This is a genomic window from Cupriavidus sp. FW306-1B-F12B (assembly GCF_058781795.1).
The window spans coordinates 126,258-145,574 of sequence record NZ_JBYSXC010000007.1 but is presented as its reverse complement, the minus strand read 5'-3'; the positions used below and the strand labels follow the sequence as shown (position 1 = coordinate 145,574).

Below are 19,317 nucleotides of genomic sequence, written 5' to 3'. Positions count from 1 at the left end.
GAACGGAGGATGGCAGGATGAAGGGAATCGTCGCCCGAGCCGATCGGGGTCTTGGCAGGATGCCAACGCAATTGCATGCGCGGCGCGCAGTCCTGGCCCTGGTGGCCACGCTTGGAATCCTGGCAGCGGGCGGCGCGCAGGCCGCGCAGGTGACGCGCTTCTCCCCTGAAGGCACGGTCGGGCAGGTGCGGCAGGTGGCGATCCGCTTCGACGAGGCCATGGTGCCGATGGGCGACGTCCAGGCCACCGCGCCCGCGGCGGTTTCCTGCACCGGTGCCGGCACCGGCGGGCAGGCCCGCTGGATCGATGCGAAGAACTGGGTCTATGACTTTGCCAGCGACCTGCCGCCGGGGGTGCGCTGCACCGTGCGCATGCGCACCGGCCTGCGCAGCGTGGCCGGCACCGCCTATGCCGGCAAGCCGGAGTACCGGTTCGAGACCGGGGGCCCGACGGTCGTGTCCAGCCGGCCTTCGGGCGGCGAGATCGAGGAAGATCAGGTCTTTGCGCTGCGCTTCAATGGCGCCGCCACCGCGGCCTCGGTGCGCGAGCACGCCTGGTGCCAGGCGCAGGGGCTGGGCGAGCGCATCCCGGTGCGCTTGCTTGCCGGCAAGGAGCGTGATGCCGTGCTCGACGCCATCCACTGGGAACGCATCGCCAGGCAGGCGCCCGATGCCGTGCACCTGCTTGCCTGCCAGCAGCGGCTGCCGGCCGCGGCGCGGGTGCAACTGGTGCTGGGCGCGGGCATTGCCACGCCGTCCGGCGTGGCCACGCGCGACGAGCGCCGCTTTGACTACACCGTGCGCGAACCCTTCACCGCCAGCTTCAGCTGCGAGCGTGAACACGCGCAGTCGCCGTGCACGCCGCTGCGGCCGATGTCGGTCAGCTTCTCCTCGCCGGTGCCGCGCAAGCTGGCCGAGAGTGTGGTGCTGAAGACGCCGTCCGGCCCGCGCGCGCCGCAGTTCGATCCCGACCTGGCGCCGGACGCCAGCGTCAGCGCGCTGACCTTTGCCGCGCCGTTCGCGGAGAAGGCCCAGTTCACCATCGAAGTGCCGCGCAACCTGAAGGACGACAGCGGCCGCACGCTGGCCAATGCCGACCTGTTCCCGCTCAAGGTGGCCACCGCATCGATGCCGCCGCTGGCCAAGTTTGCCGCGGCGCCGTTTGGCGTGGTGGAACGCTTCGGCGAGCTGCCGCGCGGCAAGGCGCCGGCCGACTACCCGCCGCTGCTGCCGGTGACGCTGCGCAACGTCGAGGCCGACCTCGCCGTGCGCGGCGTGCAGGCCAGGGCCGGCACCGTGATGAAGCTGCGCGTGGACGACGACACGGCCGTGATGCAATGGTTTGGCCTGGTGCGCCGCATGCATGAGGCCAGCTATACCCGGGCCGAGCTCGACGCCGTGCTGGCGGGCCGATCCCCGTATCGCGTCAACAACCCGCGCAATGCGGTGTCGATCGAGACGCGCTCGGTGTCTCTGCTGGATCGCGCCCCCGGCGTGCAGAAGCTGGCCGTGCCCAAGCCTTCGGGCGATGCGCCGCGGCCGTTCGAGGTGATGGGCATCCCGCTGCCGGAACCGGGCTTCCATGTGGTGGAGATCGCCTCGCCGATGCTGGGCGAGTCGCTGCTGGGCAAGCGCGCGCCGATGTACGTGCGCACCGCGGCGCTGGTTACCAACCTGGGCGTGCATTTCAAGCTGGGCCGCAGCGCTGGCAATGAAGACGACGGCAGCCGCAGCGGGCTGGCCTGGGTCACCACGCTGGATGACGGCAAGCCGGTTGCCGATGCCGCCGTGGCGGTGCGCGACTGCAGCGGCCGCCTGCTGGGCGAAGGGCGTACCGATGCCAGCGGCGTGGTGCGTTTTGCCAGGCTGGCTGCCGCGCCCGAGAGCGCCTGCGAGCAGAACGGGCTGTCGGGATATTTCGTCTCGGCGCGCATCGCCGCCGGCCACCCGCAGGCACGCGGCAAGGCCGACATGGCCTTCGTGATGTCGGACTGGAACCGCGGCATCGAGAGCTGGCGCTTCAATGTGCCGACCGACACCAGCACCGCACCCACGGTGCGCGCCCACACCATCTTCGACCGCACGCTGCTGCGCGCCGGCGAGACCGTGTCGATGAAGCACCTGATCCGTGCCGAGACCGCGCAGGGTTTTGCCCTGCCGCCGGCCAGCCGCCCGTTGCCCACGCGCGTGGTGATCCGCCATGAAGGCAGCGGCCAGACCTACGAGCTGCCGCTGCAATGGCGCCAGACCGCGACCGGCGGGCGCAGCGCGGAGAGCACCTTCCAGGTGCCGGCGGCGGCCAAGCTGGGGGTCTACAGCGTCGAGCTGGAAACGCAGAAGGGCGAAGGCGCGCAGGACAATGGTGGCGCGCGCAGCTACACCAGCGGCAGTTTCCGGGTCGAGGCATTCCGCCTGCCGGTACTGGCCGGCACGCTGCAGGTGGCAGGCAAGGCGGGGGCCGTGGTGGCGCCTGCCGAACTGCCGGTCGGCGTGGAGATCCACTACCTCTCCGGCGGCGGTGCGGCCGGGCTGCCCGTGCGCGTGTCCGCGCTGCTGCGCGACAAATACGTCAGCTTCCCCGGCTATGACGAGTTCTCGTTCAACCCGCCGCGCGCGCAGCGCGAAAGCGCCAGCGGCGACGAGGAGATGGATGAGGACGGGCAGGGCGATGCCAGTGCCGACAGCCAGAAGCTGGTCGCCGACAAGCTGCCGGTGACGCTCGACAAGAACGGCAACGGCACCGTCACGCTGCGCAAGCTGCCCAAGATTGAAGCCCCGCGCGACCTGCTGCTCGAAGCCGGCTTTGCCGACCCCAACGGCGAGATCCAGACGCTGCGCCAGACCGTGCCGGTGTGGCCGGCGGCGGTGGTGGCCGGCATCCGCACCGATGGCTGGGTCTCGGTCAAGCAGAAGCTGGCCGTGCACGGCGTGGTGCTGGACGTCAACGGCAAGCCGGTGGCGGATGCGCCGGTCAAGATCAACGCGCGGGCACGCATCACCACCTCGGCGCGCAAGCGCGTGGTGGGCGGCTTCTACCGCTATGACAACCGCTCCGAGACGCGCGACCTCGGCACCGTGTGCGAGACCCGCACCGATGCGCAAGGCCGTGCGCGCTGCGACGTGGCGCTGGAGCAGGCCGGCCAGATCGAACTGGTGGCGAGCGCGCGCGACAAGGACGGACGCACCGCGCAGGCGGCCTCGACGGTCTGGGTCACGCGCCAGGGCGAGCTCTGGTTCGGCGGCGAGAACCATGACCGCATCGACCTGCTGCCGGAGAAGAAGTCCTACGCGCCGGGCGAGACCGCGGTGTTCCAGGTGCGCATGCCGTTCCGCCATGCCACCGCGCTGGTCGCGGTGGAGCGCGAGGGCATCTACCAGACCCAGGTGGTGGAGCTGCATGGCAGCGATCCCACCGTGCGCGTGCATGTGAAGCCGGAGTGGGGGCCCAACGTCTACGTGTCGGTGCTGGCCTTGCGCGGGCGCCTGCATGAGGTGCCCTGGTATTCGTTCTTCACCTGGGGCTGGCGCCAGCCGGGCGAGTGGTGGCGCGCGTTCCGCAGCGAGGGCCGCGAATATGCCGCGCCGACCGCGCTGGTGGACTTGTCCAAGCCGGCCTTCCGGCTGGGGCTGGCCGAGATCCGCGTCGGCAATGCGGGCCACCGGCTCGACGTTACCGTGACGCCGGACAAGGCCAGCTATCCGGTGCGCGGCAAGGCGCGCGTGGCGATCCAGGTGAAGCTGCCCGACGGCAAGCCCGCCGCCAACGGCGAAGTGGCCCTGGCCGCGGTGGACCAGGCCTTGCTGGAACTGATGCCCAACACCAGCTGGGATCTGCTCGATGCGATGCTGCAGCGGCGCGGCTACGGCGTGGAAACGTCGACCGCGCAGATGGAGATCATCGGGCGCCGCCACTACGGGCGCAAGGCGGTGCCGGCGGGCGGCGGCGGCGGCAAGAGCCCCACGCGCGAGCTGTTCGACACGCTGCTGGTATGGAACCCGCGCGTGCAGCTCGACGCCGAGGGCCGCGCCAGCATCGAGGTGCCGCTCAACGATTCGCTGACCAGCTTCCGCATCGTCGCGGTGGCGGACCTTGGCGTCGGCCGCTTCGGCACGGGCAGCGCCACCATCGCCGCCACGCAGGACCTGCAGGTGATTTCCGGCCTGCCGCTGCTGGTGCGCGAGGACGACCGCTACCGCGCCATGTTTACGCTGCGCAATACCACCAAGCGCGCGATGACGGTGCAGGCCAGCGCGCGCGGCACGCTGCTCGGCAATGAGGCCAGCCTGCCGGCGCAGACCGTGCAGATCCCCGCCGGCGAAGCGCGCGAGATTGGCTGGGACGTGACCGCGCCCGCGCTGCTGGCGTACTCGCGCAGCGGCACGGTGATGTGGGAAGTGCAGGCGAGCGAGCAGGGCACGGGTGGGGCGGCCGACCGCATCAAGGTGTCGCAGCAGATCGTGCCGGCGGTGCCGGTGACAGTGCAGCAGGCCACGCTGGCGCAGGTGTCGCCGTCGCTGTCGGTGCCGCTCAAGGCGCCGCCGGGCGCGCTGGCGGATCCTGCGGGCAAGGTGCGCGGGGGGCTGCAGGTGAACTTCCAGTCGTCGCTGGCGGGCGGTATGCCGGGCGTGCGCGAGTGGTTCCGCAACTACCCGTTCACCTGCCTGGAGCAGCGCGCATCGAAGGCCATCGGCCTGAACGACACCGCCGCGTGGGACGCGCTGATGACGCAGCTGCCGTCCTACCTCGATGCCAACGGGCTGGCCTCGTACTTCCCGCTGAACGCCGACGGCGACTTTGGCAGCGAAGTGCTGACCGCCTACCTGCTGGCGGTCACCGACGAGGCCGCGCGCGCCGGGCTGGCGCTGCGCATCCCCGACGCGCAGCGCACGCAGATGGAGCGCGGGCTGACCGACTTCGTCGAAGGCCGCATCCGCCGCGACAGCTGGGCGCCGGTGGCCGGCACGCAGTACCTGGAGGCGCGCAAGCTGGCAGCGCTCGAGGCGCTGTCGCGCACCGGCCATGCGCAGGCGCGCATGCTGGGGTCGATCCAGATCCTGCCGGCGCAGTGGCCGACCTCGGCGCTGCTGGACTGGACCCTGCTGCTCACGCGCATGCAGGACATCCCGCAGCGCGAGCAACGCCTGGCCGAGGCGCAGCAGCTGCTGCGCTCGCGCCTGACGGTGCAGGGCACGCGCCTGGCGTTCTCCACCGAGCGCAACGACAACTGGTGGTGGATGATGGCCGGCGGCGACACCAATGCCGCGCGCCTGCTGGCGCTGGCGTCGGAACTGCCGGGCTGGAAGGAAGATGCGCCGCAACTGGCCACCGGGCTGCTGGGCCGGCAGGTGCATGGTGCCTGGGGCACCACCACTGCCAACGCGTGGGGCATGCTGGCGGTGACGCGCTTCTCGCAGGCGTTCGAGAAGACACCGGTGGCGGGCACCACGCGGGCGAGCGTGAGCAATGCGGCCGACGCCTCGCGCAGTTTCGACTGGGCGCGCGCGCAGCGCACCGACGGCGTGGCCGAGGGCAGCGTCGAGCTGCCGTGGCCGACCGGCGCCGACGGCGGCACGCTGCAGGTGGAGCACGCCGGCGCCGGCCATCCGTGGGCCACGGTGCAGGCGCTGGCGGCGGTGCCGGTGACCGCGCCGCTGGCCGCGGGCTACCGCATCAAGCGCACCGTGACGCCGCAGGAGCAGGCGGTGCAGGGCAAGTGGTCGCGCGGCGATGTGTACCGCGTCAAGCTGGAGATCGATGCGCAGGCCGACATGACCTGGGTGGTGGTCAGCGATCCGGTGCCTGCCGGCGCCACCATCCTCGGCAGCGGCCTGGGCCGTGACTCCGCGATCGCCACGCGCGGCGAGCAGCGCAAGGGCGCGGCCTGGCCGGCCTACACCGAGCGCACGCCGCAGGCCTACCGCGAGTACTTCGGCTACCTGCCCAAGGGCACGGTATCGGTCGAATACACGGTGCGGCTGAACAACGCCGGCGACTTCGCGCTGCCGCCCACGCGCGTGGAAGCGATGTACGCGCCCGACGTGTTCGGCGTGGCGCCCAATGCGCGGCTGGCGGTGGGGGCGCGCCCATGAGCTGGCTGTCGATGATGATGCCGGCACGCGTGCGCGAGTGGTGGATCGCGGGCACGCTGGCCGGCATCATCTACGGCGCGCTGCTGGTGCAGGTGGCGATCGAGCTGCCTGAAGGCGCGCCGCTGACCGGGCATATCGCCATGCAGCCCGCGTGGAAGACCGCGATGGCGCTGCTGCTGGCACGCGCCGCGTGGTTCCACCGGCCGCTGGTTGAGCGCCGCTGGCTGGTCACTGCGCTGATGTTCTCGGCCCTGGGCGATCTCCTGCTGGCGCTGCCGACGCTGACGTTTTCGTTCATGGGCGGGCTTGGCGCCTTCCTGCTCGCGCACCTGGCCTACCTGCGCGTGCTGGTGCCGCTGGCGGGCGACACGCGCCCGCACCGGCTGATTGCGTGCGGCGCGATGCTGGGCGTGGCGGGCACCATGCTGGGCCGCTTCTGGCCCAATATGGGCCCGCTGACGGTGCCGGTGGCGGTATACGTGGGCGTGCTGGCGGCGATGGCCTGCAGCGCGCTGGTGGCGCGCCTGCCCACGCCGCTGGCGGCGCTGGGGGCGCTGTGTTTTGCCGCATCGGACATGATGATCGGCATCGCGCGCTTCCTGGTGCCGTTCGAATCCTTCCAGCTTGGCATCTGGTGGACCTACGCCGCGGCACAGGTGCTGCTGGTGGCGGGCATCGTGGCGGGACGCGAGCAGGCATGAAGCAGCGCTGTATTCGCATGATGCTGGTGACGGCGTTGATCTGGTCCGCGCCGGCCATGGCCCTGCCGTCCTTCGAGCAAGTCCGTACCGACTGGCGCAGTGCCGACGTGGTGGTGCTGGACCGCCACGGCGCTACCGTGGGCCGCGTGCGCGACGACTTCCGCGCGCGCCGCGGCGACTGGGTCGCGCTGGCCGATACCTCGCCCGCGCTGCGCACTGCCATCGTGCTGTCGGAGGACCGGCGCTTCTATGCCCACAGCGGGGTCGACTGGCAGGGCGTGGCGGCCGCGGCCTGGGCCAACCTGTGGAACACACGCACGCGCGGCGCCTCGACGCTGACCATGCAGCTGGCGGGCCTGCTCGATGAGGACCTGCGCCGGCCGGGCGCTCCGGGGCAGGGCCGCAGCTTGACGCAGAAGCTGGGGCAGGCCGCCGGTGCGGCGGCGCTGGAGCGCAGCTGGAGCAAGGACCAGATCCTGGAGGGCTACCTGAACCTGGTGCCGTTCCGCGGCGAGCTGGTGGGCCTGTCGGCGATGTCGCAGGTGCTGTTCGGCAAGTACCCCGAAGGGCTCAACGCGAGGGAATCGGCCCTGGCGGTGGCGCTGGTGCGCGCGCCCAATGCCAAGGCCGCCCAGGTGGCAAGCCGCGCCTGCGGCATCCTGCGCGAGATGCGCCTGCCGCGCGAGTGCGAAGGCCTGGAAGGCTTTGCGCAACTGGCGCTGCTGCGCACCGGGCCGGTCGCGCAGCGCGCCGCGGCCGCCACGCCATCGGCGGCGTCGCCGCAGCTGGCACCGCACCTGGCACGGCGCCTGGTCGGCGAAGCGCGCTCGCAACTGGCCGCGGGCGTACCCATGCCTGCGCGCATCGCGTCCACGCTCGATGCCCGCCTGCAGCGCGTGGCTGCCACCAGCCTGGACCGGCACCTGCGCGAACTGGGCGGGCGCAATGTCGAGGACGGCGCGGTGGTGGTGATCGACAATGCCAGCGGCGACGTGCTGGCCTATGTGGGCTCGTCGGGCACGCTGTCAGGCGCCGCGCAGGTGGACCACGCGGCGGCGCTGCGGCAGGCGGGCTCGACGCTCAAGCCCTTCCTGTACGAGCAGGCGCTGGAAGAGACGCGGCTGACCGCGGCCTCGCTGCTGGACGACCGGCCCGTAAACCTGCCGGTCGGCGGCGGGCTCTACGTGCCGCAGAACTACGACCACCGCTATGCCGGCTGGGTCAGCCTGCGCGCGGCGCTGGCCGCGTCGCTGAACGTGCCCGCGGTGCGCACGCTGGTGATGGTGACCCCGCACCGCTTCCACAAGCGGCTGGTGGCGCTGGGGCTGCCGTTGGCCGAGGCCGGGGACTACTACGGGTTCAGCCTGGCGCTGGGCAGCGCCGACGTGTCGCTGCTGGCGCTGACCAATGCGTACCGGGCACTGGCCAATGGCGGGCGCTACGCGCCGCCACGGCTGCGGGAAGGGGCAGCGGCCGCACCGATGACAGCGGTGATGCAGCCGGGCGCGAGCTACGTGATCGCCGACATCCTGTCGGACCGCCATGCGCGCGCGCGCACCTTCGGCCTGGACAGCCCGCTCACCACGCGCTTCTGGACCGCGGTGAAGACCGGCACCAGCAAGGACATGCGCGACAACTGGTGCATCGGCTGGTCACAGCACTACACCGTGGGCGTGTGGGTCGGCAATGCCAGCGGCGCGAGCATGCACGAGGTTTCGGGCGTATCGGGCGCAGCGCCGGTCTGGCACGACATCATGGAAGCGCTGCACCGCGCGCGCGCCAGCCACGCGCCCGCCATGCCCGCCGGCGTGCAGCGCGTGGCGCTGAGCTTCGACGACGGGCTGGAGCCGGCACGCGATGAAGTCTTTCTGGCCGGCACGGCGATCCGGCGCGTCAGCGTGAGCGCACCCGCCGCGCGCCCGACCGCACCCGTGATCGCCAATCCCGCCGACGGCACCGTGTTTGCGCTGGACCCCGACATGCCGCCCGCGGCGCAGCGGGTCTGGTTCCATGCCGAGGGCGTGGCCGGCCAGACCGCGCGCACGGTCAGCTGGCGCATGGACGGCAAGCCGCTGGGGCGCGGCGGCGAGGTGGCATGGCTGCCGTGGCCGGGGCGGCACCAGGTGGAGCTGCTCGATGCGTCTGGCAAGGTGGTGGACCGCATCGGCATCGAGGTGCGTGGCGCGTCAGTGCGCGCGGCGGTGCCAGCGGCCAAGCGCTGAGGCCGCAGGCGCTCTGTGCGCAATAATGGCGCTTCGCAACGTCTTGCCGGAGCCAGCGCATGTCCCTCGTCCCCCTCGATGCCGCCAGCACGGCGGCGCGCCTGCCGTATCCCGAACTGGCGCAAGCCATCGCCGACATGCTGGCCGAGCTGCGCGACGGCACCGCCATGGCGCCGCCGCGCATTGCGCTGCCGGTGGGCGATGCGCAAGGTGGCGAAGGCACGCTGCTGGTGATGCCCGCGCGCAACCGCAGCCTGGTGATGACCAAGAACATCACCGTCCATCCCGGCAACCCGCAGCGCGGGCTGCCCAATATCCTCGGCGAGGTGGTGGTGGCCGACGCGCACACCGGCGCGCGCATCGCCATGCTCGACGGCCCCACGGTGACGGGACGGCGCACCGCGGCCGTGTCGCTGCTGGCGGCGCAGTGCTTTGCCGCGCGCAAGGATGGCGAGTTGCTGATCGTCGGCGCCGGGGTGCAGGCGCTGACGCACCTGGAGGCCTTCGTGGCCGGGCTGGGCGTGCGCAAGGTGTGGCTGCATTCGCGCACGCGCGACAAGGCCGAGGCGCTGGCCGCGCACGCGCGCACGCTGGGGGTGCAAGCGCAGGTGGCCGAGTCGGTCGCGGCGGTATTGCCCCGGGTATCGATGGTGGTGACGGTCACGTCCAGCCGCAGCCCGGTGCTGCCGGACCTGGACAGCGGCCTCTGGCGCGACGATCACTTCATTGCCGCGGTCGGCGCGTTCCGGCCCGACATGTGCGAACTGCCGCCGGCGCTGTGCCATGCGGCCGCGGATAGCGGCCGGCTGCTGGCCGATACCCTGTTCGGGATCGAGGACGAGGCCGGCGACCTGCTGCAGGCCGGCATCGACTGGGCCGACGTGCAGCCGTTCGAGACCGCGATCCTGCAGGCCGATGCCATCCGCGCGCGGGCTGGCAGCCCGCTGGTGTTCAAGAGCGTGGGCTACGCGCTGTGGGACCTGGCCGCTTGCGTGCTGGCCAGCCGCGGCTGATTACTCGCCGCCGTCCCTGGCGCGCAGCCAGTCGCTGAAAAGCTCGCGCGCCGGCGCCAGGAAGCCGGCGATCGGTTCGCTGCGGTCGCTGGCATACCAGTGGCAGTAACAGCCATGGATGGTCGCCACCATCAGGCGCGCCATCGGCGCGGGCAGTGGGCGCCCCGGGGCGGACAGCGCATCGACCAGGTCCTGCACATGCGCGTCCCAGCTGCGGCGGATCTCCTCGCGCACGCTGGGCGGCACGCTGCCTGAGAACAGCAGGGCCAGCACGACACCCTTGGCTTCCGGATTGGCCGTGAAATAGTCGGCCACCCGGTCGAAGGCGTTTTCCAGCCGCCGCGCCGCGGTCTTGCCCCGGTGCGGCTCTGCGCCCAGCCCCTCGCCAATGTCCCGGAACAGGCTGGTTGCGGCTTCCGCCAGCAGCATTTCCTTGCTGCCGAAATGCCACAGCAGGCTGCTCTTGGCCACGCCGGCCTCGGCGGAGATCTGGTCGAGGGTCACCTCGGCGTAGCCGTGCGCGCTGATCAGTCCGCGCGTCACGGCAATGACGCGTTCGCGCGTTTCCAGGCCGCGGCGGTTCTTGGTGACGGAGGCTGGAGGCTTTTGTGCGGCCGGGCGGGTCGGTGGCATGGGCGGGGCGGAAGACAGGTGGTGCCGGCAGCAATTTAAGAGTATTCGGGCCGGATGCCTATTTGACAGCGGCCGGGATCTGCCAGCAAACTCCAGTATTGTACTGAACGTTCAGCACAATTACAGAAGCCAGGCCGGAGACGGACATCCGGCCCAGGATTTCCAGGAGACCAAGATGTCGTACCCGACTGCCATTGCCGCAGCCGCCGCCGCGCTGGCTGCAGCCGCAATCAGCCTTGCCGGCACCGCCGGCGCCGCACCTGCCCCGGCCACCGCGGGCAATCCAGCCACCGATGCCACCGCCCGTGCCAATGCGGCGGTGCTGCAACAACTGCCGTTCCAGGACCGGCGTGACTTCGAGGCAGCGCGCCGTGGCTTTATCGGCACGCTGGACAATGCCGAGATCCGTGACGCCAAGGGCAACGTGGTGTGGGCGCTGGACCCGTACGGCTTCCTCAAGCAAGACCAGGCGCCAGCCACCGTGAACCCTAGCTTGTGGCGCCAGGCCCAGCTGAATATGCACAACGGGCTGTTCCAGGTGACGGATCGGATCTACCAGATCCGTGGCTTCGATATCGCCAACATGACGATCATCGAGGGCGATACCGGCCTGATCGTGATCGACCCGCTGACGGCGATGGAAACCTCGCGCGCCGGCCTCGACCTGTACTTCAAGCACCGGCCCAAAAAGCCAGTGGTCGCGGTGATCTACACGCACAGCCATGGCGACCACTTCGGCGGGGTCAAGGGTGTCATCAGCGAAGACGACGTCAAGGCCGGGCGGGTCAAGGTGCTGGCCCCGGAAGGCTTCATGGAAGAGGCCGTCAGCGAGAACGTTTTCGCCGGCAACGCCATGAGCCGCCGCGCGCAGTACATGTATGGCTTCAACCTGCCGCGCTCGGCCACCGGGCAGGTGGATGCGGGGCTGGGCAAGGGCGTGGCGCACGGCACGGTGACGCTGATTGCGCCGACGGACCTGATCCACAAGACCGGCGACACGCGCACCATCGACGGCGTGCAGATCGAATTCCTGATGGCGCCGGGCACCGAGGCCCCGGCCGAGATGCTGATGTACTTCCCGCAGTGGAAGGCACTGTGCGCCGCCGAGGACGCCACCCACAACCTGCACAACCTGTACACCATCCGCGGCGCCCAGGTGCGCGACGCCAACCAGTGGTGGCGCGCGCTGGACGAGACCATCGACCGCTTCGGCGGCCGCACCGAGGTCCTGTTCGCCCAGCACCACTGGCCTACCTGGGGCCGCCAGGACATCGTCACCTACCTGGGCAAGCAGCGCGACGGCTACAAGTACATCCATGACCAGTCGCTGCGGCTGGCCAACATGGGCTACGTGCCGGCCGAGATCGCAGAGCGCGTGAAGCTGCCGCCGCCGCTGGCTGCCGAATGGCATCTGCGCGACTACTACGGCACCGTCAGCCACAACGCCAAGGCGGTGTACCAGCGCTACCTGGGCTGGTATGACGCCAATCCTGCCAACCTGAACCCGCTGCCGCCGGAAGAGGCGGGCAAGCGCTATGTCGAATTCATGGGCGGCGCGCCCCGCGTGCTGGAGCAGGCGCGCGCAGCGTACGCGCGTGGCGAGTACCGCTGGGTGGCCGAGGTGGTCAAGCACGTGGTCTTTGCCGATCCGTCCAACCAAGCAGCCCGCCGGCTGGAAGCCGACGCGCTGGAGCAGCTTGGCTACCAGGCCGAATCCTCGACCTGGCGCAATGCCTACCTGACCGGTGCCGCCGAATTGCGCAGCGGCCCGCCCCAGGCCGGCCGCCGCGCCGGCAGCCCCGACGTGCTGCGCGCCATGACCGACACCATGTTCCTGGACTACCTGGCGATCAGCCTGAACGGCGACCGCGCCGCGGGCAAGACGCTGGCGCTGAACTGGGTACAGCCGGACACCGGCAAGCGCTTTGCGCTGACGGTTGAGAACGGCGTGTTCCGCTACAAGCCCGACGCGCAGCACGCGTCCCCGCAGGCCACGCTGACCATGCCGCGCGCCGTGCTGATGGGCGTGCTGGCCGGCCAGACCACGCTGCAGGCCGAGACCCAGGCGGGCCGCGCGCGCGTGGACGGCGACCCGCAGGCGCTGGTGGCGTGGACGGCGCTGATGGACAAGGCCGAGCCGAACTTCAGCATCGTGACACCCTGACCGCACAGGGATGGGGCAGGCGCGCGGCCACTGTTGCGTGCCCGCCCCATAAAACCGCTCTTGCCTGAGGGTTTTTTCCTGCGCCCGGCATAAACCGTTGTGCGAATGCCTCGGTGAACGGCGCTGAGAGCCGCTCCCATGCTGGTTTCTTAGTGGTTAACCCTCCCTTTAGGGGGCGTCCTCTACGAATCAGTGTCATCGGTGAAACAGTCGTGCACCGGCTGGCCGGATAATGCACACGGCAGTAACCGAAAGAGGAGTAAGAGGATTATGAAATCGACCTATAAGAAGATGCTGGCGGCAGGCGCTGTCATGGCGCTGGCCGGAGCCGCACACGCGCAGTCCGCCGGCAGTAATATCGTCAGCCTGGGCTGGTTCCGCGTGATGCCGAACAGCTCCGCCGATCCGCTGACTGTCGACAGCATCAACGGCCGCCCGGTGGGCCTGACCCGGCCGAACACCGGCGCGGAAATCGAATCCGCCGACACGCTGGGCCTGGGCTTCACGCACTACTTCACCGACAACATCTCCGGTGAGATCGTCGCGGGCATTCCGCCCAAGCACGACGTCAAGGGCACCGGCAACTATGCCCAGTATGGCAAGCTCGGTTCGGTCAAGCAGTGGAGCCCGGCGCTGCTGGTCAAGTACCACTTCTTCGACGCCAAGACCAGGTTCCGTCCCTATGTCGGCATCGGCGTGAACTACACCTGGTTCACCGATGAGACCATCACCAACCAGAACTTCGTCAACCGCGAGTTCGTGCCGGGTGCGCGCATGACCGCCAGCGCCAAGCCGTCGTGGAACCCGGTCTTCAACATCGGCGCCAACTACGCCATCAACGACAACTGGTTTGTCGGCCTGTCGGTCTCGTACGTGCCGGTGTCGACCCGCGCGTCCTTCACCACCCAGGCGGGCCCGGTGACGATCCAGTCGCACACCAAGATCAAGATCGATCCCGTTGTGACCTTCCTGAACGTGGGCTACCGCTTCTGAGCGCGGCACACTGACGGCAGAAAGGGCACCGGGGGGTGCCCTTTCTTATTGGCGCCGGCTGCGGTGGCCAGCTTACGCCACCGACCTGACCGGATAGCCGGCCTCTTCGATGGCATCGCGCAGGGCCTCTGTGTCGGCGCTGCTCTCGACGCGTACGGCCTGGGCGGGCACATCCGCGCTGACACGCGCGGCCGGGTCAACCGCCTGTACGGCACGCGTGATGGCGCCCACGCAGTGGTTGCACGACATGCCTTCGACCTGGAACTGGATCATGGTGGGACTCTCCTGAACGGGATGGGACGGGCGGCGAGTGCCGCGACAGATGTAGTTTGAACGTTCCCATGGTGGGAAGCGCAAGAGGAATTTATTGGCGCTTATGTGACGGTAACACCCTGTGCATCCGACCTTGACCTTCCAATGATGGTAAGGTCCATGATGCTGACATCGACACTGTGGATGACTCAGAACCCATGCCAAATTCCAGCGCTGTGCTCGCTTCACAACCTGTCAGGCCGGCTGACCGGCCGGCCGACGAAATGCCCGAATGGCGCCTGCCGGTAGACGGCATGACTTGCGCCTCATGCGTGCGCCGCGTGGAGAACGCGCTGGCCCGGGTGCCGGGCGTGCGCGACGTGGCCGTCAACCTGGCAACTGAAGCCGCAACGCTGCGCGCCGACTCGGGCGCGGTGCTGCCGGCCGCCGCCCGTGCCGTGGCCGATGCCGGCTACACGGTGCCGCAGGACACCATCGAGCTGAATATTGCCGACATGACCTGCGCCTCATGCGTTGGCCGGGTCGAGAAGGCGCTGCGCGGCGTGCCGGGCGTGATGGAGGCGCAGGTCAACCTGGCGACCGAGCGCGCCAGTGTCACGCTGCTGCGCGGAGCGGCGGATACCGCTGCGCTGGTGGCCGCGGTCGCGCGCGCCGGCTATGGCGCGACGCCGGTGGCCGATGCCGCATCGCAGGCGCCGCAGGCCGGGCAGGGCACTGCCTTCTGGGACGGCCCCTGGCCGGTGGCGATCTCGGCGGCGCTGTCGCTGCCGCTGGTGGCGCCCATGGTGCTGGAATGGTTCGGCGTGCACTGGATGCTGCCGGCATGGCTGCAGTGGCTGCTGGCCACGCCGGTGCAGTTCGTGTTCGGCTGGCGCTTCTACAAGGCTGGCTGGAAGGCGGTGCGTGCCGGCGCGGGCAATATGGACCTGCTGGTGGCGCTGGGCACGACGGCGGCCTATGGGCTGTCGCTGTGGCTGATGTGGCGCACGCCGGCCGACGCCATGCCGCACCTGTACTTCGAAAGCGCGGCGGTGGTGATCACGCTGGTGCGCCTGGGCAAGTGGCTGGAGACCCGCGCCAAGCGCCAGACCGCCGATGCCATTCGCGCACTCGCGGCGCTGCGTCCCGATACCGCGCGCGTGCGCCGCGGCGGTGTGGAGCAGAGCGTGCCGCTGGCGGCGGTGCGCGTGGGCGACGAGGTGGTGGTGCGCCCCGGCGAGCGCATCCCGGTGGACGCCGAGGTGATCGATGGCAACAGCCACGCAGACGAATCGATGCTGACCGGTGAAAGCGTGCCGGTGCCGAAGAAGCCCGGCGACCGCATCACCGGCGGCGCCATCAATTTCGAAGGGCTGCTGGTTGCGCGCACCGAGGCGGTGGGCGCCGAGACCGTGCTGGCACGCATCATCCGCATGGTCGAGCACGCACAGGCGGCCAAGGCGCCGATCCAGCGCATGGTCGACCAGGTCAGCGCGGTGTTCGTGCCGGTGGTGCTGGGCATTGCGCTGCTGACGGTGCTGGGCTGGGGCCTCTTTGCCGGAGACTGGGAAACCGCATTGCTCAACGCGGTGGCGGTGCTGGTGATCGCCTGCCCGTGCGCGCTGGGCCTGGCCACGCCCACGGCAATCATGGCCGGCACCGGCGCCGGCGCGCGCGCCGGCATCCTGATCAAGGACGCCGAGGCACTGGAGGTGGCGCACCGCGTCAGCGTGGTGGCATTCGACAAGACCGGCACGCTCACGGTCGGCAAGCCGGAAGTGGTGGCGCTGCATGCGGCCGATCCCGCCGATGCCGACGGCAGCGCGCTGCTGGCGCGGCTGGCCGCGCTGCAGGCCGGCAGCGAGCATCCGCTGGCCCGCGCCGTGCTGGCCGCGGCGCAGGCGCGCGGCATTGCCGCGCCGCAGGCCACCGAGGTGCAGGCCCTGCCGGGCCGCGGCATTGCCGGCGTGGTGGACGGCCAGGCGCTGCAACTGGGCAGCGAGCGCCTGCGTGACGCGCTGGGCGCAGCGGCAGGCTCGCTGGCAACGCTGGCGGAGCAGTTGCGCGCGGATGGCCGTACCGTGTCGTGGCTGGTCGAAACCACGCCGCCGCGCGTGGCCGGGCTGGTCGCGTTCGGCGATGCCATCAAGCCGGGCGCGCCGGCGGCGATCGCCAGGCTGCGTGCGGCCGGCGTGCGCACCGTGATGCTGACCGGTGACAATGCCGGCGCGGCGGCTCGCGTCGCGCAGGCACTGGGGCTGGACGACGTGCAGGCCGAGGTGCTGCCCGAGGACAAGGCCGCCCGGGTGCAGGCGCTGGGGCGCGATGGCGCGGTGGTGGCGATGGTGGGCGACGGCATCAACGATGCGCCGGCGCTGGCGGCGGCGCACGTGGGCATTGCCATGTCGACCGGCACCGACGTGGCCATGCACGCCGCCGGCATCACGCTGATGCGCGGCGACCCGGCGCTGGTGGCCGATGCGCTGGCGGTCTCGCACCGCACCGTGCGCAAGATCCGGCAGAACCTGTTCTGGGCTTTTTTCTACAACGTGGTAGGCATTCCGCTGGCCGCGGCCGGGTTGCTGAATCCGGTGGTGGCGGGTGCGGCGATGGCGTTCTCCAGTGTCAGCGTGGTCAGCAATGCGCTGCTGCTGCGCCGCTGGCGTCCACAAGCCGGTGCGGCACCTGCCGCGCAAGGAGGTGAGTGATGAATATCGGCGAAGCGGCGCAGGCGTCGGGCGTGTCGGCCAAGATGATCCGGCACTATGAATCGATCGGGCTGGTGGCGGCACCGCCGCGCACCGAGGGCGGCTACCGCCGCTATGACGAACGCGCGGTGCACAACTTGCGCTTCGTGCGGCGCGCCCGTAATCTGGGATTCTCGCTCGACGAGATCCGCAACCTGCTGTCGCTATGGCATGACCGCGGCCGCGCCAGCGCCGACGTCAAGGCGCTGACGCTGCGGCATGTGGCCGACCTTGAGCTGCGCATCGCCGAACTGGCGGCCATGCGCGACACGCTGCGCGAGCTGGCGCAGCACTGCAGCGGCGACGACCGGCCGGATTGCCCGATCCTGGCCGATATGGCGCAGCCGGAAGCTCAGGGCAGGCTTGCCTGCCACGGTTGAGCGGGACAGACAGTGCAAGGCAGCACCACAAAGAATAACGACAGCCGGCGCCAGCGCTTTGCTGGCGCTCCGTGCCGGGAGGAGACTTGCGCGAATGGAACAACCGATGACGGACGATCCTGCTATTGCCGGTGTTGCCGGCATGCCTGCCGCTACCCCTGCCGGCACGCACGCGCCGGTGCAGAGCCGCCAGCGCATGCGCGACGGCACCGAGCTGCTGCTGCGCACCTGGCAGCCCGATCCGGCGCGCTTTGCCGAGCCGCTCGGCTCGGTGCTGCTGGTGCATGGTCTTGCCGAGCATGCCGGACGCTACCAGCATGTGGCCGATGTGCTGTGCGGGCTGGGCCTGCGCGTGCGTGCGCACGACCTGCGCGGCCATGGCGCCAGCGGCGGCGCGCGCATGGTGGCGGACCATCAGGATGCCTACCTCGACGATCTCGCCGAGATCTATGATGCCGCGGTGCCTGGCTGGAACGAGCTGCCGATCCTGCTCGGCCACAGCATGGGCGGGATGATCGCGGCGCGCTTTGCCACCGCGCGCGTGCGCCCGGTGCGCGCGCTGGTGCTGTCCTCGCCCGCGCTGGCGCTGCGCCTGTCGGGCCCGATGCTGGCGCTGCACCGCGTGCTGCTGGCGCTGGCGCCGCGGCTGCGCGTGCCCAATCCGATCGATGCGCGGCTCTTGTCGCACGATCCCGCCGTGGTGGCCGCCTACCGCTCAGACCCGCTGGTGCAGACCACCATCACCGCCAGCGTACTGGAGAGCTTTATCCGCGGCATGGCGCAGGCCCAGGCCGATGCCGCGCTGCTGGAGGCCCCCACGCTGATGCTGGTCGGCGGCGCCGACCGCGTGGTGGACCCGGCCGGCAGCCGCAGCTTCTTCGACCACGCGCCGCCGGAGTTGCGCGAACAGGTCTGGTTCGAGCACGGCTACCACGAGATCTTCAATGAAGCGCTGCCGCTGCGCGGCGAAGTGTTCGCGGCGCTGACCGGCTGGCTGCAGCGTCACCTGCAGCAGCAGGGACACTAAGTCCGGAACACCGACTCGGCCACGCCGAACACTGCCGCGACGACCGGGTCGTCGCGGCGCGTGGCCAGGCATACCAGCGTCAGTTCGGTCTGCACCGAGACCCCTTCAACGATCACCAGCCCGTGCGCATGCGATTCGCGCAGCGCGATCGCGTCGCGCACCAGCGACAGCCCCACGCCGGAGCGCACCAGGTCCAGCATCGAAGCCTCCTGGTCGACATGCGCCACCTTGGGCACGCCGGCCGGGTCGACGCCGGCCTGCGCAAAGCGCGCGGACAAGAGCCGGTTGTGCGCCGATTCGGGCGGCGTCCAGATCCACGGCAGCGTTGCCAGCTGCGCCCATGAGCGCAGCGCGGTGCGCTCTTTCCAGCCCTTGGGCGCCACCACGTAGTAAGAGAACGGCGTCAGCGTCAGCGCATGGAAGCCGGCGTCAGGCGGCTGGCCCAGGTAGAAGCCCACGTCGAGCGCGCCGCTGCGTACCTGTTGCAGCACCCAGCCCGACATACCGTGGCGCAGTTCTGTGCCGATCTGCGGATGGCGTTCCACCAGCGTGCGCAGCATCGGGCCCAGCCGCGTGAATTCCGGATCGAGGATGGTGCCGATCGCCAGCCGGCCGCGCACGGTGTGATGCATCGCGCTGACGGTGTGCTGCAGGTCGCCCACGCCGTCGAGGATGCGTTCGGCCAGCGGCAGCAGGGCGGCGCCGTCGGCGGTCAGCGTCAGGCCCGCGGCAGTGCGCTCGAACAGCCGGATGCGCCACGCCGATTGCAGCGCTTTCAACTGCAGGCTGACTGCGGGCTGGGTCAGGTGCAGCCGCTGCGCGGCGCGGGTCAGGTTGCCCTCGCGCGCGACGGCAACGAAGGCGCGCAGGTGGTGGAGGTCCAAGGCAGTGTCGGGGCGAAAGGTGGCGCGGGAGCGAGGCGTGGTGCGGCGCAATATTTTGCGTGGCTTATATTGCGATTGACGATAAATCATTGGACGGGGCCGCGCAACTGCACCAAGCTTGCGCTCAATACGGCCCGGCACGCCTTGTGCGGCGCGGCATCGATGCCAGTGCGAGACTGGCGGATGTTTGCGCCAGCGTCTTCACCAGACGC

The 19,317-nt window shown here is 70.4% G+C and carries 12 protein-coding genes; 9 read left to right on the top strand and 3 right to left on the bottom strand.

Annotated elements, in window-relative coordinates:
* Positions 1-17 precede the first annotated feature (17 nt).
* From AC3WLE_RS14280 to AC3WLE_RS14265, 4 genes are read left to right on the top strand one after another with little or no spacing between them, the layout of a single operon-like run.
* Complete coding sequence (locus AC3WLE_RS14280; protein ID WP_492357063.1) at positions 18-6,089, top strand: alpha-2-macroglobulin family protein; 6,072 nt, start codon at positions 18-20, stop codon at positions 6,087-6,089.
* The gene (locus AC3WLE_RS14275; RefSeq protein ID WP_492321552.1) at positions 6,086-6,790 is read left to right on the top strand and encodes a lysoplasmalogenase; all 705 of its coding nucleotides are present in this window, start codon (positions 6,086-6,088) and stop codon (positions 6,788-6,790) included. The genes AC3WLE_RS14280 and AC3WLE_RS14275 overlap by 4 nt, the downstream gene beginning before the upstream one ends.
* Positions 6,787-9,012: a penicillin-binding protein 1C gene (pbpC, locus tag AC3WLE_RS14270; protein WP_492352666.1), complete on the top strand. Its 2,226-nt coding sequence runs from the start codon at positions 6,787-6,789 to the stop codon at positions 9,010-9,012. Before AC3WLE_RS14275 ends, pbpC begins: the two co-directional genes overlap by 4 nt.
* 59 nt (positions 9,013-9,071) lie before the next feature.
* A complete protein-coding gene (locus AC3WLE_RS14265) occupies positions 9,072-10,025 on the top strand; it encodes a delta(1)-pyrroline-2-carboxylate reductase family protein (protein ID WP_492357062.1) in 954 nt (317 codons plus the stop codon).
* Here the strand turns inward: AC3WLE_RS14265 and AC3WLE_RS14260 are convergent, their stop codons facing one another.
* Positions 10,026-10,658, bottom strand: coding sequence for a TetR/AcrR family transcriptional regulator (locus AC3WLE_RS14260; RefSeq protein WP_492321549.1), 633 nt, complete (start codon positions 10,656-10,658; stop codon positions 10,026-10,028). It lies immediately after the preceding gene.
* A gap of 175 nt (positions 10,659-10,833) precedes the next feature.
* Here AC3WLE_RS14260 and AC3WLE_RS14255 point away from each other — a divergent pair, with 175 nt between their 5' ends.
* Positions 10,834-12,822 (top strand): alkyl/aryl-sulfatase, encoded by a 1,989-nt coding sequence (locus AC3WLE_RS14255; protein ID WP_492352668.1) that lies wholly within the window; start codon positions 10,834-10,836, stop codon positions 12,820-12,822.
* Between the two features lie 270 nt (positions 12,823-13,092).
* Positions 13,093-13,815 carry an OmpW/AlkL family protein gene (locus AC3WLE_RS14250; RefSeq protein ID WP_492321547.1) on the top strand — a complete coding sequence of 241 codons (723 nt, stop codon included), beginning with the start codon at positions 13,093-13,095 and terminating at the stop codon, positions 13,813-13,815.
* A gap of 72 nt (positions 13,816-13,887) precedes the next feature.
* Here AC3WLE_RS14250 and AC3WLE_RS14245 read toward each other — a convergent pair whose 3' ends face one another.
* On the bottom strand, positions 13,888-14,088 hold the full coding sequence (locus tag AC3WLE_RS14245) for a heavy-metal-associated domain-containing protein (protein WP_492321546.1): 201 nt from the start codon (positions 14,086-14,088) through the stop codon (positions 13,888-13,890).
* Positions 14,089-14,285: 197 nt separating this feature from the next.
* Here AC3WLE_RS14245 and AC3WLE_RS14240 point away from each other — a divergent pair, with 197 nt between their 5' ends.
* The 3 genes from AC3WLE_RS14240 (at position 14,286) to AC3WLE_RS14230 (ending at position 18,221) form a co-directional block, all read left to right on the top strand.
* A complete protein-coding gene (locus tag AC3WLE_RS14240) occupies positions 14,286-16,775 on the top strand; it encodes a heavy metal translocating P-type ATPase (protein ID WP_492357061.1) in 2,490 nt (829 codons plus the stop codon).
* The gene (gene cueR / locus AC3WLE_RS14235; protein ID WP_010811293.1) at positions 16,775-17,194 is read left to right on the top strand and encodes a Cu(I)-responsive transcriptional regulator; all 420 of its coding nucleotides are present in this window, start codon (positions 16,775-16,777) and stop codon (positions 17,192-17,194) included. The genes AC3WLE_RS14240 and cueR overlap by 1 nt, the downstream gene beginning before the upstream one ends.
* A 94-nt stretch (positions 17,195-17,288) precedes the next feature.
* Entirely contained in the window at positions 17,289-18,221 is a 933-nt protein-coding gene (locus AC3WLE_RS14230; protein ID WP_492321544.1) for an alpha/beta hydrolase, read from the top strand.
* On the opposite strand, the gene AC3WLE_RS14225 is transcribed toward AC3WLE_RS14230, so the two are convergent.
* A complete protein-coding gene (locus AC3WLE_RS14225) occupies positions 18,218-19,105 on the bottom strand; it encodes a LysR family transcriptional regulator (protein ID WP_010811291.1) in 888 nt (295 codons plus the stop codon). The genes AC3WLE_RS14230 and AC3WLE_RS14225 overlap by 4 nt on opposite strands.
* Between the last annotated feature and the right edge of the window lie 212 nt (positions 19,106-19,317).